Origin of the sequence: uncultured Granulicatella sp., from assembly GCF_963515095.1 — a bacterium.
GTDB lineage: Bacteria > Bacillota > Bacilli > Lactobacillales > Aerococcaceae > Granulicatella.
Window position 1 is genome coordinate 62,559 of sequence record NZ_CAUPXD010000002.1, and the last position, 16,354, is coordinate 78,912.

The 16,354-nt window shown below is 33.3% G+C and carries 13 protein-coding genes; 10 read left to right on the plus strand and 3 right to left on the minus strand.

Going from position 1 to position 16,354, the window contains the following annotated elements:
- Positions 1-4 precede the first annotated feature (4 nt).
- Positions 5-1,033 carry a mevalonate kinase gene (mvk, locus tag RWL86_RS01000; protein ID WP_314076751.1) on the minus strand — a complete coding sequence of 343 codons (1,029 nt, stop codon included), beginning with the start codon at positions 1,031-1,033 and terminating at the stop codon, positions 5-7.
- Between the two features lie 168 nt (positions 1,034-1,201).
- Between mvk and coaA the strand changes: the two genes are divergently transcribed.
- From coaA to rhuM, 7 genes are all read left to right on the plus strand, one after another.
- Positions 1,202-2,125 carry a type I pantothenate kinase gene (coaA, locus tag RWL86_RS01005; RefSeq protein ID WP_314076752.1) on the plus strand — a complete coding sequence of 308 codons (924 nt, stop codon included), beginning with the start codon at positions 1,202-1,204 and terminating at the stop codon, positions 2,123-2,125.
- A 176-nt stretch (positions 2,126-2,301) separates the two neighbouring features.
- Positions 2,302-3,855, plus strand: coding sequence for a glutamine-hydrolyzing GMP synthase (guaA, locus tag RWL86_RS01010; RefSeq protein ID WP_314076753.1), 1,554 nt, complete (start codon positions 2,302-2,304; stop codon positions 3,853-3,855).
- Positions 3,856-4,486: 631 nt separating this feature from the next.
- The gene (locus RWL86_RS01015) at positions 4,487-5,206 is read left to right on the plus strand and encodes an AlwI family type II restriction endonuclease (protein ID WP_399534212.1); all 720 of its coding nucleotides are present in this window, start codon (positions 4,487-4,489) and stop codon (positions 5,204-5,206) included.
- A gap of 92 nt (positions 5,207-5,298) precedes the next feature.
- A complete protein-coding gene (locus tag RWL86_RS01020) occupies positions 5,299-6,213 on the plus strand; it encodes a DUF1837 domain-containing protein (protein ID WP_314076754.1) in 915 nt (304 codons plus the stop codon).
- A 20-nt stretch (positions 6,214-6,233) separates the two neighbouring features.
- On the plus strand, positions 6,234-8,768 hold the full coding sequence (locus tag RWL86_RS01025) for a DEAD/DEAH box helicase (RefSeq protein WP_314076755.1): 2,535 nt from the start codon (positions 6,234-6,236) through the stop codon (positions 8,766-8,768).
- A 239-nt stretch (positions 8,769-9,007) separates the two neighbouring features.
- Positions 9,008-9,445 (plus strand): GNAT family N-acetyltransferase, encoded by a 438-nt coding sequence (locus RWL86_RS01030; protein WP_314076756.1) that lies wholly within the window; start codon positions 9,008-9,010, stop codon positions 9,443-9,445.
- 187 nt (positions 9,446-9,632) lie between these two features.
- Positions 9,633-10,595 carry a RhuM family protein gene (gene rhuM / locus RWL86_RS01035; protein ID WP_314076757.1) on the plus strand — a complete coding sequence of 321 codons (963 nt, stop codon included), beginning with the start codon at positions 9,633-9,635 and terminating at the stop codon, positions 10,593-10,595.
- A 45-nt stretch (positions 10,596-10,640) separates the two neighbouring features.
- Here rhuM and RWL86_RS01040 read toward each other — a convergent pair whose 3' ends face one another.
- The gene (locus RWL86_RS01040; protein ID WP_314076758.1) at positions 10,641-11,084 is read right to left on the minus strand and encodes a hypothetical protein; all 444 of its coding nucleotides are present in this window, start codon (positions 11,082-11,084) and stop codon (positions 10,641-10,643) included.
- Between the two features lie 32 nt (positions 11,085-11,116).
- Positions 11,117-11,401, minus strand: a complete 285-nt coding sequence (locus tag RWL86_RS01045; RefSeq protein WP_314076759.1) for a hypothetical protein — start codon at positions 11,399-11,401, stop codon at positions 11,117-11,119.
- A 241-nt stretch (positions 11,402-11,642) separates the two neighbouring features.
- Between RWL86_RS01045 and RWL86_RS01050 the strand changes: the two genes are divergently transcribed.
- From RWL86_RS01050 to RWL86_RS01060, 3 genes are all read left to right on the plus strand, one after another.
- A complete protein-coding gene (locus RWL86_RS01050; RefSeq protein ID WP_314076760.1) occupies positions 11,643-12,428 on the plus strand; it encodes a hypothetical protein in 786 nt (261 codons plus the stop codon).
- Positions 12,429-12,893: 465 nt separating this feature from the next.
- Complete coding sequence (locus tag RWL86_RS01055) at positions 12,894-15,263, plus strand: phosphoketolase family protein (protein WP_314076761.1); 2,370 nt, start codon at positions 12,894-12,896, stop codon at positions 15,261-15,263.
- Positions 15,264-15,473: 210 nt separating this feature from the next.
- The gene (locus RWL86_RS01060; protein WP_314076762.1) at positions 15,474-16,322 is read left to right on the plus strand and encodes a hypothetical protein; all 849 of its coding nucleotides are present in this window, start codon (positions 15,474-15,476) and stop codon (positions 16,320-16,322) included.
- Positions 16,323-16,354: the final 32 nt, after the last annotated feature.

Here is a 16,354-nt window from a genome sequence, read left to right on the forward strand (position 1 = left end):
CTTTTTATTCATTGGAAAATGAATGTGTCCATGTTTGTACAGCTCCCGCTTCTTGTAAAGCTTCAGCAATTTTTTCAGCTTCTTCAAGATTTACTGCAAGAGCAATCATACAGCCACCTAGTCCGCCACCTGTCATTTTGGCACCAATCGCTCCATTTTCAAGGGCCGTTTGAACAAGATGGTCTAATGTTTCGTTTGATACTTCTAATTGTTGAAGAAGTGCATGGTTTTGAGTCAGAAGACTTCCTAATGTATCAACGTCTCCTTTTGCTAGACAAGTTTTAGCAGTGTGTACTAGTTCTCCAATTTCTTCAATGATTTTTTGAGTAGAAATGGGTTCTTGTTGGATTTTTTCTTGTACAGCTTGAACAGCTTTTAGTGTTTGCCCTGTGATACCTGTATCTGCCACAATTAAAGTTCCTTTTAGTTGAATGGACAGAGGTTGTAAAGCTTCTCCTTTTATAAAAAATACAGCTTCTTTTCCACTAGTCGTTGCTGTATCAATACCGCTTGGATTTCCATGAGCGATTTTTTCAGAAGCTTGTACAATTTCAAATAATAGTGTATCGCTTAAAGGAACATTGTAATAATCAAACAATCCTCTCACTACCGCTACTGAAACAGCTGCGCTTGATCCCATGCCACGTTCTGCAGGAATCGAAGAAGTAATCGTAATCTCAATAGAAGGTGCTTGTACGAAGGATGCTTCGCCTTTTTCTACTTTCCCATTATTCCAATACGAACGAGTAGTGGGAATAATTCCTAATTCAGGACGAAGTTGTTCAATTTGATTCAATGCTTCATGAATTGTAAATTTTAAACTTTTTAATACTTCCGGCATTTCATAAGCTAAACCACTATAAAAGTCGCAATGAATGCTTAGCGGATGAGAGCTTGGTTGAATATCTGCTTGAACCGACACACCGGAAAAAGGAATCGCAATCGCAGGTTGATGATGGACGACTGCATGTTCCCCCATTAAAATGACTTTTCCAGTAGACTGTCCCATACCGGAAGCTGTTGTATATTCCATGATAAAACTCCTTCATAATTTCTCTTATTTATCATACTAAAAACCACTAAAGGTGTAAACGAACAAGCGAGGATTTAACGGAATTTTAAAGACCCAATCGTTAGTCATCCTAAAAAATCTATGGTAAAATACGCAAGAAAAGGAATTCAACAAAAGGAGAGAATCGTTGTGACAGACACATCGACGTATTATCATATTAGCCGAGATGAATGGAAACAATATCAAAACGCTCATCACTTGGCACTAACATTACACGAATTAGAACATTTAACATCATTGAATGATAGAATTTCATTAATTGACGTACAAGAAGTATATGCACCCTTATTAGATTACTTTGATATCTATTATCAAAAACACGGGCAAATTCATGAACAAGAACAATATTTCTTAAAACAACCGAAGAAGAAAGTTCCGTTTATTATTGGAGTTTCAGGAAGTGTGGCAGTTGGGAAAAGTACAACAGCTCGTTTAATGCAAACAATGCTCCAACAAAAATATCCAGAATTAACTGTTGAGTTGATGACAACCGATGGATTTTTATGGCCAACAAAGGATTTGGTGGAAAAAGGGATTTTACACCGAAAAGGATTCCCAGAAAGTTATGATATGGAATCATTAGTGAATTTCTTATTAGCTATTAAAACAGGAGAAGAAGCTGTCGAAGCGCCCGTTTATTCTCATGAAATTTATGACATTATTCCAAATGAAAAACAAGTGATCTATCCACCTGATATTTTAATTGTTGAAGGAATTAATGTATTACAATTACCACCAAATCGAGAAATTTACGTCAGTGATTTCTTTGACTGGTCAATTTATGTAGATGCAGAAGAAAATCTGATTGAAAAATGGTACTTAGAACGTTTTGAATTATTAATGGAACGAGCAAAAACTCAACCCGATAATTTTTATTACCAGTTTGCGATTGGAGACCGAGAAGAAGCGATTGCTATGGCAAAAGATGTATGGAAAAAAACGAATTTGAAAAATCTAAAGGAATACATCTTACCAACAAAAGGACGTGCAGACTTTATTTTGCATAAAACATACGGACATCATATTGACTATGTCCAAGTAAAGAAATACTAAAAAATGGAAAAAGAACTCGCAGGATGAATGTCTCTGTGGGTTCTTTTTTTGAATGGAAGGATAATACATGGAAAATAAGAAAATTTAACAAAAACCCGAACGAATTTTATAAATATTTAAGGTAATTTTCGTGATTTTCTGCTACAATATAGATAATAAGACTAAGGAGGCTTTTTATGTCAACAAGAACCACTTCGTTAGAAAAAATTATTGTATTAGATTTTGGAAGTCAGTATAATCAACTGATTACACGTCGTATTCGTGAGTTTGGAGTATTCAGTGAGTTACTTCATAATGATATTACAGGCGAAGAAATCAAAAAGCATGGAAATGTAAAAGGGATTATTTTCTCTGGAGGACCTCATAGTGTATACGAAGCGGGTGCTTTTACAGTAGATCCTGAAATTTTTGAATTAGGAATTCCAGTATTAGGAATCTGTTATGGAATGCAGTTAACAACTCATTTATTTGGAGGAACTGTTGAATCTTCACCGACAAGAGAATATGGTCCTGCTAAAGTAGAAGTATTTAATACAGATTCAGGAATTTTCCAAGGATTGTCTACTTCAGAAGAAGTCTTAATGAGCCACGGTGACAGAATTACAGCTATCCCTAAAGGTTTCACTGTAACAGCTTCGAATGACCACACACCATTTGCAGCATTTGAAAACCCAGAACGAAATATTTATGGCGTACAATTCCATCCAGAAGTACGTCACAGTATTCATGGAAATGATATGTTGAAAAACTTCGTGTTCAATATTTGTGGTGCAACAGGTGATTGGACGATGGCAAACTTCATTGAGATGGAAATTGAAAAAATCCGTGAAAAAGTTGGCAATAAAAAAGTATTATTAGGTTTATCAGGTGGAGTTGATTCAAGCGTTGTAGGTGTTCTATTACAAAAAGCAATCGGCGACCAATTAACGTGTATTTTTGTAGACCACGGCTTACTTAGAAAAGACGAAGGCGACCAAGTAATGGAAAGCCTCTCTGGGAAATTTGGATTAAATATTATCCGAGTGAATGCCCAAGAACGTTTCTTATCCAAACTAAAAGGTGTTAGTGATCCAGAACAAAAACGTAAAATTATTGGAAATGAATTTGTTTATGTATTCGATGATGAAGCCGCAAAATTAACGGATGTGGATTTCTTAGCACAAGGAACTTTATATACAGATATTATCGAATCAGGAACAAAAACAGCTCAAACCATTAAGTCTCACCACAATGTGGGAGGACTACCAGAAGATATGCAATTTGAATTAATTGAACCTCTGAACACACTATTCAAAGACGAAGTCCGTGCCTTAGGAACAGCATTAGGCATGCCAGATTCAATCGTATGGCGCCAACCATTCCCAGGACCAGGACTAGGCATTCGAGTACTAGGAGAAGTAACTGAAGAAAAACTAGAAATCGTACGAGAAAGTGATGCCATCTTAAGAGAAGAAATTGCTAAAAACGGACTTGAAAGAGATGTATGGCAATACTTCACAGTCTTACCAGGAATCCGCAGTGTCGGAGTAATGGGAGACGGAAGAACCTATGATTACACAATCGGCATTCGTGCAGTGACAAGTATCGATGGTATGACAAGTGACTTCGCACGCATCTCATGGGAAGTCTTACAAACAATTAGTGCAAGAATTGTGAATGAAGTAGGACATGTGAACCGAGTTGTGTATGACATTACAAGCAAACCACCTGCTACGATTGAGTGGGAGTAGGATGGGGAATTGTTTTAATAAACTGATTTTTTATTTAATTTGAAAATTTTAATAAATATAATTTATTAGTAACATAGTATGAAAAATTGTAACTGAAGAAAGTTGATATAAATGATAATGATGTCAGAGTTAAACTGGTAAAGAGTTAAAGGTTGGTACGATTAAGAAGAATAATAGGAAAATAACTACAGTATGAATAATGATATGGTGTTGTAGTGACAATTTTAGAGAGTATTTTTTTATGATACTCTCTTTTTAGATGCAATTTAGTATTTGAATTTGTTGTCAAAAGATTTAATAAAAAAAGGAAAATATTTTATAATATCTACTAAATAGATTAAAATGTGGTAAGGAGAATTTATTGCCTTTGATGTTGATGGAAATTTAATATGTTTAGTGAGAATGAATCGTAAAAGTAGAAGCTATGACAATCCTTATTATAAACTATATGAGAATTTAAAAAGGATATTTCTTGAGGGTGGGAATGATTATGAGTCCTTACTAAACGCTGCAAAGAATATAAATCAAAAGCCCGGAATATTGTAGAGAAATTTAATTTTCAGATAGTAAAGATGATAATCTCAGTGTAGATGTTCCTTTAGAAACTATATCAAGAGCTTTCGAGTTAGACATGAGCAAAGTGTATGCTGCATTAAGTAAAGATTTAGGAATCACCATAAAGAGTCCGGAACAAGCAGCAACTTACGTAAATGATGAAAGATATAGAAGATTCAATATATTAATTGATAAGAAATTTAATGATTCTGTTCTTGTAGAGTTGTTAAATTGTTTTGAAAAACGTGATGATAAGAGAATTGAAGAACTTGTTACAGATGAAGCGGCAATACGAACTATTTTTGAATATATTTTAGGTATTATATGGTACAAGGTAAGCGAAAGACAGGGAAATATTTTTGATTTCATGAAATTATCATTAGAAGCAAATTTATTACCTAAGACACATGCAGCCGGAGGCTATGCAGATATTATATATGAATATGAGGCATGTATTTCTTATCCAAAGCATTCGTTGCTACTTGAAGCGACACTTGCAGATGGCTCTAATCAAAGAAGAATGGAAATGGAACCTGTTTCAAGACATTTAGGAGATTATAGAATTAGATTTAATAATCTATTTGATTATAGCCTATTTGTAAGCACATACTTAGATAAAAATGTGATCTCAGATTTTAGGTATAGAAAGATAATTCCATATACTAGAGATGAAGAAACTATCACAGGCATGAAGATTATTTCAATGGATACAGATTCTCTTAAGAAGATAATTGAAAAAGAGTTAATTATAAGTATCTCTATGAAGTATTTGATAAGTATCATGAAATGTCATTAGAAACGATAGATTGGCATGATGGGATGATAAAAGAGGCTACTGGAGAGTATAAGGCATAAGTCCTTATGTAATATTAATGGAGGATGTTAAATTTGGAAGAAAAAGATGTATTAAAACGGTTAATAAAAAATGATTCTTTATTCAATATGATTGGCGTAGTTGTCAAACGATATGATATTCTTCCAAATAACAAAGAACATATTGGTGCATATATAGAATATCAAGATATACAAGAGCTTAGAGATGGATTTGTTGAAGAACTATCAGACAGTATTGTTGATTGGATTTATAGTTCGGAAAAATATAAAGAAATCAAGGATGAGTTAGTTAAAAATGGTAAATCTGAGGCGTCAGCTTCGCAATATATTGGCAGAAAAGCTAAAAATAAATTTAGAGCTAATAAAAATAGTGAAAATATTTTAATACAAGGTCAAATGGGAGAATTGCTGTTATATCATTTCATCCAAAAATGTATGAAAGCAGTTCCTTTGCTTAGAAAAATGAATATAGCAACATCACCCGACCATGAAAGATTTGGAGCGGATGCAATACATTTTAAAATAGAAAATGGCAAAAATATAATCATATTAGGAGAAGCAAAAACATATACATCTAAATATAAATTTAATGAAGCGTTTTCTGATGCTATAGATAGCATATTAAATACATATAATAAGCATAGATCAGAGGTGGAGTTATATGTACATGAAGATTTTTTAGATGATGAGATGAATAAAATTGCTGAAAAATATCTAAATAATACATTGAAGCCTGTAGAAATTCAGCTGGTAAGTATAGTGACTTATAATGAGTTATCCAAAATCAACAAAACAGATGAGGATACCATTAGAAAGGATATTGAAAAAATAATCGAAGAAAGATATAAAAATTTTGACAATAATAAGATTGATATTAGTAAAAATCCAATATTGTCGAGAATTACTTATATAGTATTTCCTGTTTGGGATTTAAAAGAACTAGCTGAAAAATTTCAGAAACTAATATAGAGGAAGGAAGGGTTCGCTTCATGAAACAACTAAAGAACAATATTCTTGAGCAATGGTTAAATGTTGAATTTACTTCAGTTGCGTATAAAATGGGACTGATAAATGCTGATAGAGTAGTTAGCTATGATGAAACATTAATATACAAATCTATTAGATGCCTAGATTATGAATCTATTATGGTTACTTCCCCCGATGTTAATTATATTATTACTGTTATTGGTCTAATGTGGGAACATATTAATTTTGAAGAATATGATTTGAGAAAAATCATCGTAAAATTTTTATCCAGAATAGGTTATCCAACCTCAGCTATTATATGTGATGAGAATTTTGATAGAGCTACTTGTGAATTTACTGTTTTAGATAGTTATATTGATGAGATAACAGCAACAATAAATCAGTTAAATAATGAGGTTAATATAGGTAGTCGGAAGTATTTACTAACAAATTTTCAAAAGAAAATTTGGGATAGCATGGATAATGATAAGATTTTGGGGATTTCTGCACCGACTTCTGCAGGAAAATCATTTGTAATTCTATTAAAAATAGTAAATAGATTGCGAGCTGAAAATATTGACATTATATACATCGTTCCTACTTTGAGTCTACTCAACCAAGTAATGGAGGACTTTAATCGTGAATTAAAAGCAAATGGTGTTGAGAATTATTGGATTACTAATTCTTTTGATGAAAAACAAGTAAAAGATAGAAAGAATATCTATGTAATGACACAAGAAAAAGCTATTGCAGCATTTGATAATTTTGATGAGGCGTTTTCTAAAAAATTGATACTTGTGGCAGATGAGATTCAAAATATAGAGAGGATTGAAGAGGACTCAGATCAAAGAGCGAAAATATTATTCGATACATTAGTAGAATTTAGGTACAAAGAGAATGTTGACCAAATTATTATTTCTGGTCCTAGGATAGAAGAAATTGATAAAGTAGGAGAGAGTATTTTTGGTATTGAGACTATTAATCATACGACGAATATTAGCCCGGTTTTAAATTTGACTTATAGTATTAAGAAAAAAGATAAAAGATATTTTTTAAAACAGTACTGTACTATTACTAAAAAGCCATTAGTAATAGAGATTGAAAATACTAATCTTATAAAGTGTTATGGCAAGAAAATATATACTAATGATTATTTGGAATATTTGGGTTGTATTGTGAATAAAATTGGTAGGAATTCACAAAATATTATTTTTGCACCGACATCATCAACTGCGAGAAAAATAGCTGTTGCGTTAGAGTTTCCTGTAACACAATGTAATTTAGACTTAGTAGAATATTATCGAAATTCTGTAAGTGAAAATTATTCTTTATGTGAAACACTTATAAAAGGTGTTGCATATCACCATGGGAAATTACCTATGCATGTGAGAAGAACTTTGGAGGTGGCTATAGCGAATAAAAATGTATCTAATGTTGTATGCACTACTACGCTACTTCAAGGAGTAAATTTGCCTGCACAAAATATATTTATTAGGAACCCTCATTTATATATTAAGAAGACTTCGGAAGCGGTAGAATTAACGAATTATGAAATGGCTAATCTTCGTGGCAGAGCGGGAAGATTATTAAAAGATTATGTGGGAAGAACTTTTGTAATGGATGAGGATTCATTCGCAGCAACAGAAGGTTATGAGCAATTAGAATTATTTGAGGATGAAAGTAAAGAATTATTGACTGGTTATGAACAAAGATTTCAAGAGTATAAATGGGAAATTGAAGATGCTCTTAAGAATGACAAAGTTGTGGATGAAACCATGAAAAAATATGGATATATAATATCATACATAAGACAGTCAATTTTAAGATATGGAAAAGATTCAAAATATAGAATGGATAATGTAGGAATAAAACTTACGCAAAAACAGGTAGCTGCAATAATCTTAAAACTTGAAAACTTAACTATACCAAAAGAAGTATGTTATAAAAATCGATATTGGGATCCGTTTGTTCTAGAAAAAATTTATACGGATTTTGACTTGATTGTGCCTAAAACTCCATTTGAAAAAGGTGCGAAAAACAAACTAGATAAGATACTCAAATGGCTTAGAGATAAAGAAGAAACAGCATTTATGTATAATAAATATATCCCCTCTTTATATCGGAATGGAAGATCAAGAAGTATAATGGTTTCACTTGGATTAGATTGGGCTAACGGAATGAAGTTGTATGATATATTTAATAATGATAGATACAAAGGGGATAGTGGTGCAGAAAAAATTGATGAAACAATAGAGTTGTTGCAACAAACAATATCTTTTAATATTCCTTTGTTATTAAAGCCTATATATGATATAAAAAATCCAGAGAGTAGTTTTTTGGTTTGTATGCAATTAGGTGCAATAAATAATATTGCAAGATCGATGATTGAAATGGGGATTCCGCGTGAGACATCACTTTATTTATTTGAAAAAATTTTTCTGGATTTTAAAGAAAACGAAAAAAGTGAATGGTCAGAAGAAAACATAAGAGAAATAATTAAACAACATTATGATAATCTCCCGTTTTGGATACAGGTTCAGTTGAATTTTATTAAATGATGATATAGCTTTGTGTTTGCAATATGCTTGCAAAAAATCAGATAAACAGAAATAAAACGGAGAATAAGGCTAAATTTGATAATAAAAACCTTGATTTTACGACATTTATACAAAACAATATCAATGAACATATCGAGTGGGAGTAGGGAATAATATTTAAGTATCCCTCAATTTATACCTAAGATATTTGGGAATAAGTTGGGAGATATTATTTCTAAATGACTATGGAGGAGTAGCGCATGATTAGAAATATAAAAATAGAAGATGCTGAAGCAATACAAAGGATATGTAATGTTTCTTTAGGGTATTCAGTATCTATTGAGATAGTCATGAGACAAATACAAAAACTATCAGAGGATGTAAATCATCATTATGTTTATGTATATGAAGATGAAAAGTTACAGAAAGTAGTTGGATTTGTGCATGCTGAAGTATATGAAAGTCTTTATTCTTATGCCGGTTTGAACATTTTGGGGTTAGCTGTTATGCCGGAGTTTCAAGGTAAAGGAATTGGCAAAGAATTAATGCGTTATTTAGAAGTAAATGCTAAAAATGATTCCGTTTCATTTGTTAGACTAAACTCAGCAGACTATCGTGTAGAAGCACATAAATTCTATGAGAGTATCGGATATGTATGCGATAAAACTCAAAAGAGGTTTATTAAGAGGTTGGATTAGATAATTTTTGGTTCGTTGAATGAATTAATTTATAAATAAGAGCGCACGGCTTTAAGGATAGAATCTTTTAGTTGTGTGCTTTTTTGTATGTATTGTTAAATAGTTGAGAAAATAATGTTATAATAACATCGGAAAATTGGAGAAAATGAATAAATTAACGAACACCATAATTAAGGAGTTGAAAGTGATGGCTCATTTCATTTTGTATCACACAGAAGATGGAAATTCAAAGATTAATCTTACCCTAAAAAATGGAACGATATGGTTAACTCAACTCCAGATTGCGGAATTATTTCAAACAACTCAACAAACTATCAGTCAACAGATCAAAAATATTTTGGAAGATGAAGAATTAGATGAAAAAGTGGTTATTAACTATCAATTTACAGCCACTAATCAAGGTGAGATAGAAGATGAACTTACAAAGGGTAAAGTAGCCTACTACAATCTTGATATGATTTTGGCGATAGGATATCGTGTGCAATCTCCACGAGGAATACAATTTAGAAAGTATGCTTCTACAACTCTAAAAGAATATTTCATTAAAGGTTTTGCTATGGATGATGAGCGGTTTAAACATTTAGGGGAAGACAATTATTTTAAAGGACTTTTAGAACGGATTCGTGATATTCATCTTAGTGAGAAAGTATTTTATCGTCAACTATTAGATTTGTTTGCAACATCCGTTGATTATAATAAGGATAGTGGTGAAGCTAAAAGATTTTTTGCTACGGTTCGAAATAAATTACATTTTCCTATATACCAACAAACAACAACTGAATCGGGTGATAATCAGGGAGTAAAACTTGTTAAAGGAGAACTTCCAACATATTCTGACTCCAAAAGACATTTGACTGAAAAAGAACTGAGTAGTTTTAATCAATTAGTTTCGGAATGTTTGGGTTTTGCAGAGAAAAAAGCAAAACAAGAATGTACGATGAGGATGAAAGATTGGAACTATCATATTGAGCAATTACTAAGTAAAATAGATGATAATATAGAGATTGGTGAAAAACTGTTTGGTGAATCAATAGAAATAAAAGATGAAACAGAACAGACAAATGATACTGAATATACTTTAAACCAAGTTGAAAATGACTGTTTAGGGGAATTGAAGAAGATAGAAAATATAGTAAAAAATAGAAAATAATGAGCAAAAACTCCTGCTGAAAATTTAGTCAGCAGGAGTTTTCATTCATACTTTCTCAACAACCTCACAAATCCTGTTAAAGCAATAATCCCTAATAATAAAATTTCCTTTGGCAGTTTTTAGAGGTGGAAGGGAGTGATTCCTTCTAATAACTCTATCACAAGCAGCAATTGCTTGATCTTTTAACTTCAAAAGTTCTTCTTGGCTAAATGCCCCTGACACTTCTGCCATCCAAAAGTACAATTCCCCACATTTGACAGAATAAGGGAATGGTTTAAGAGGATCTGATTGAGCACAATAACATTCGATTAGATGCCACCACTGTGTAGGTTTTGCTTCAAGATAATTCACTTCAACACCATGCTCTTTGGCATAAGTAATATATCCCTCACGTTCTTGTTGATAGCCTGACTTGATTAAAGATTCTGTTATCGGACAAGGAGTATCCTTTTTATCATAGTAAAAATTTTGTACTTGTTGATTGTTCATGATGTTTCTCCCTTAAAACTTTTATTGACTAATTATCCAATCCGTACATTCCGTTCATAAGTAACAACATGTTCCTTACAAAACTCTTCAAATTTTCTAGAGTCAAAATGTTTTCCAAATTCTTTTTTTAATTGTTTTTTAGTATCATGATTCAAAGGAATATTTAGATGATGCAAGAGATTAGTAAAGTTCTCTGCATCTAATAAGTAAGTGACTTCATAATCGTCCCCATAAAAAATATCGACATCATAATCTTCATATCCGATGATCGCTGACCCATCTGGATTAAGTGTGTACAAAAACGCACTGTCTGTCATCAATCATTCCCCTCCTTATAAGCAAATTATATCAATTCTAAAAGACACTTATCAATCAATTTTCTACGTCAAAAATAAACCAGACTTTCTCAAATAGTGGGATATGAGACCCCAAAGGGGGCTGCTATCGTCTCTTGCCACAATTTCAAAGAAAAGTCAGGTTTATGATGCCATTAGTGTACGCCCGCTTTAACCTATGCTATAATCAAGCAAAAAGTATTGGAATAAATTAGGAGACAGAATGTTGAAATTATTAAAAATTGATCGATTACTATTGGAAACGACAAAACTTCCCATGGTAAAAATTGATAGAGAATTATTTTTAAGAAAAGAATTAAGGGATCGATATCGTCCAGAAGTAGTTGAATTAGCGATTCAATATAATCCGGCATATGCAGGAATTCCAGTAGAAGAGATTAATCAAATTGCAAAGAGTTGTATTAAAGGAGAGGCTACTCAAGTAAGTACGATTTCTGCAGCAGCGGGACTTCCAGGTGGTTTTGCGATTCTTGGATCACTTCCAGCAGATTTGGCACAATATTTTGCTCATATTTTACGAGTGTTGCAAAAGTTAATTTATTTATATGGCTGGAGTGAACTGAATTTTGATGCCAAAGAAATGAATGAAGAAACGAAAAATTTACTCATTTTATTCATCGGAATCATGTTTGGGGTTAATAGTGCAGTAAACACGGTCCATGCTTTATCCGCGCAAATTGCAAAACAAGTTGCAAAAAAATTACCTCAACATGCATTTACAAAAGGATTCATTTATCCAATCGTTAAAAAAATTGCATCTATTCTCGGCGTTCAAATGTCTAAAAAAATCTTTGCTAATGGAGTGTCAAAAGCTGTTCCAGTTGTTGGCGCAGTAACTTCGGGCGCATTGACGTATATTACATTTAATGCCATGGCAGAAAAATTAAGAAAACACTTAGCAAAAGATGATTTAGCAAACATTGAAGTTTATAAAGAAAAATCAGCTCCTCAAGTAATCGATGCTGAATTTGTAGAAGAAATCGAATAAATCACTCCCCCTCTGTCGAATGATGGAGGGATTTTTTTGTGATATAGAGCATGAAGCAAATATATTGCAATGGTAGCGTTTAAATGATATGATGAAATACCTGTTGTTATGGGGATTTAATAGATTTTTTCGATTAGATTTTTTGTTTTAAAAATTATGTAAATTTCTATTGAATACTCTAACAAAGGTCTTAAAAAATTGTATCATTCCACTAAAGAAATTTGTAGCCAAACAGTCAAATAAAAGTGGTTATGAACGTTTTCAAAACTCAAAATGATAACCGTTTTTTCGGAATAATTCCTAAAATAAATAGAAAATAGTATAAAATAATGATTGATTTTTAAAATTTTCTTGACAAGCAAAAAAAGATATGTTAAATACTTGACGGTTATTTTTTGAAGGATTTTTGAAACGCCATTTTTCAAATTTTCTTTGGAAGAGAAAACTAGAAGGGAAGAATTATAAATGACACAATTTGATACACCAGAATACTTAGCAAAAGTGGATGCGTGGTGGCGCGCAGCTAACTATATTTCAGTAGCACAAATGTACTTGAAAGATAATCCACTATTACGTCGTCCTGTACAAAAAGAAGACGTTAAATTACATCCAATTGGACACTGGGGAACAATCGCAGGACAAAACTTTATTTATGCACACTTAAACCGTGCTATTAACAAATATGACTTAGATATGTTCTACATTGAAGGTCCTGGACACGGTGGACAAGTAATGGTATCTAACTCTTACTTAGACGGTTCATATACTGAATTATATCCAAATATTACGCAAGATGAAGCTGGCTTCAAACAATTGTGTAAAATTTTCTCATTCCCAGGAGGAATTGCATCACATGCTGCTCCTGAAACTCCTGGTTCTATTCACGAAGGTGGAGAATTAGGTTACTCATTATCTCACGCAACAGGTGCTATCTTAGATAACCCTAACGTAATTGCTGCTGCAGTTATCGGAGATGGAGAAGCAGAAACAGGCCCATTAGCAGCTGGTTGGTTCTCAAACACATTCATCAACCCTGTAAATGATGGTGCTGTACTTCCAATTCTTTACTTAAACGGTGGTAAAATCCACAACCCAACAATTTTAGCTCGTCGTACTGATGAAGAATTAACTCAATTCTTTAACGGTTTAGGATGGGATGCAATTTTCGTTGAAGGAACTGATCCTGAAAAAGTTCACCCATTAATGGCTGAAAAATTAGACGAAGCAATTGAAAAAATTCAAGCAATTCAAAAAGAAGCTCGTGCTAAAAAAGCTGAAGAAGCAACAATGCCTCATTGGCCAGTATTAGTAGTACGTACACCAAAAGGATGGACTGGTCCAAAAGAATGGAACAGCGAACCAATCGAAGGTGGATTCCGTGCTCACCAAGTTCCAATTCCAGTATCAGGTGAATCAATGGAACACATCGATGCATTATTAGACTGGTTGAAATCATACCGTCCAGAAGAATTATTCGATGAAAACGGAAAATTAGTAGAAGAAATTGCTGCTATTTCACCAAAAGGTGACCGTCGTATGAGCATGAACCCAATCACTAATGCAGGGGTTGTAAAACCAATGGAAATTACTGATTGGACTAAACATGCTGTTGATACTTCAACTCCAGGTGCTATCCAAAAACAAGATATGATTGAATTTGGTAAATTTGCAGCTGACTTAGTAAAAGCTAACCCAGAAAACTTCCGTATTTTCGGACCAGATGAAACTAAATCTAACCGTCTAAACGAAGTATTCAAAGCAACGAACCGTCAATGGGTTGGTCGTCGTGATGAAAGCTATGATGAATGGATTTCACCAGTTGGTCGTGTTATCGATTCACAATTATCAGAACACCAAGCAGAAGGATTCTTAGAAGGATATGTATTAACAGGTCGTCACGGATTCTTCGCTTCATACGAATCATTCTTACGTGTTGTAGACTCAATGATTACTCAACACTTCAAATGGTTACGTAAATCTAAAACTCACGCTCCATGGCGTAAAAACTATCCATCATTAAACTTGATTGCAACATCAACAGTGTTCCAACAAGACCACAATGGATATACTCACCAAGATCCAGGTTTATTAACTCACTTAGCTGAGAAAAAACCAGAATTTGTACGTGAATATTTACCAGCAGATACAAACAGCTTGATGGCAGTTATGGCTGAAGCTTTAAGTTCAGAAGATAAAATTAACTTAATCGTTTCATCTAAACACCCACGTCCTCAATTCTACTCAGTAGAAGAAGCTAAAGAATTAGTAAGCGAAGGATACAAAGTAATTGACTGGGCTTCAACTGTTAAAGATGGCGAAGAGCCAGATGTAGTGATTGCTGCTGCAGGTACTGAACCAAACTTAGAAGCATTAGCAGGTATTTCAATCTTGCATAAACAATTCCCAGAATTGAAAATCCGCTTCATCAACGTTGTAGATATCTTAAAATTACGTTCTCCAAAAGTTGACCCTCGCGGTTTATCTGATGAAGAATTCGATAAATTATTTACAGCTGACAAACCAGTAGTATTCTGCTTCCACGGATATGAAGGTATGATTCGTGATTTATTCTTTGATCGTAACAACCACAATGTTCATATCCACGGTTACCGTGAAAATGGAGATATTACAACTCCATTCGATATGCGTGTTCTTTCTGAAATGGACCGCTTCCACGTTGCAAAAGATGCTGCAGTTGCTGTATATGGTGACAAAGCTAGTGAATTTGCTGCGAAAATGGATGAAACAGTGGAATTCCACCACAGCTATATCCGTGAACACGGTGAAGATATTCCAGAAGTAGTAAGCTGGAAATGGGAAAACGTTAATAAATAATAACGATTTTGATTGAATAGGGCAGTCGTCTGACGATAGATTTCTATCTGAGGGCGAGCCCTATTTTTGTATAAAGATGAAACGAACTTCGAAACATAACGATTCGCTATTTTAAAATGGAAAATATACTTCTTTATTATATGTTCATCGGATATAGACAAATAAAAGAAGAGTTTGCTATAATATTCACATAAGTAAAGGGGAGTGAAAATGATGAGTAAAATGAAGTTTTTATTAGGTGCAATGGCGTTATCAACTTTTGTAGCAACAAACAATGTTCAAGCTGCTGAAAATGAAGGGATCATTCCAAAATGTGTAGTTCAAGAGAACGCTCTTGTTAAAGGGGATGCACATGTACCTGTATCGAAGTGTGGACAACCATTTAGATATAGTACGCCTGAATGGAAAGTTGAAAAAGATGGCAGCAAAGTATTATATCGTGATGGAAAACGTGCGTTAAAATGGCAAGCAGTCGATAATACTTGGGTATTTATTGGAGATAACTTTAAACCATTAAAAGGTTGGCAAGTATTACCAGTTGTTCAACAAGGGTTGATTAATGTTGTTGAAGGCGATGATATTCATACATCTGTACCAGATAAAGGTTATTTTTACTTTAATGAACAAGGCTATTTACAAGAAAAATGGGTGTTCGATGATGGACATTGGTACTACATTCCAGAACGTGGTGTTGTTTCAAAAGGTTGGGTAGAAGTAAAAGATAAATGGTATTATTTCGATACATCTGGAAGAATGCAAACAGGTTGGAAAATGCTGAATGGAGTTTGGTATTACTTAAATGAATCTGGTGCAATGGAAACTGGCTGGGTTCAAGTAGATGGAAAATGGTATTACTTCAACACTTCAGGTAGTATGCAAACAGGTTGGGTGCAATGGAATGATGCTTGGTATTATTTTGCACCATCAGGCGAAATGAAGACAGGCTGGGTTGAGTCATCAGGTAAATGGTATTTCTTAAAAGATAGTGGTAAAATGGCTGTTTCTGAAAAAACATCAGATGGTTATCAAGTAGATGCAACTGGAGCTTGGATTCGCTAGGAAAGCAGTTGACAGTTTCAAAGATTGTCAGT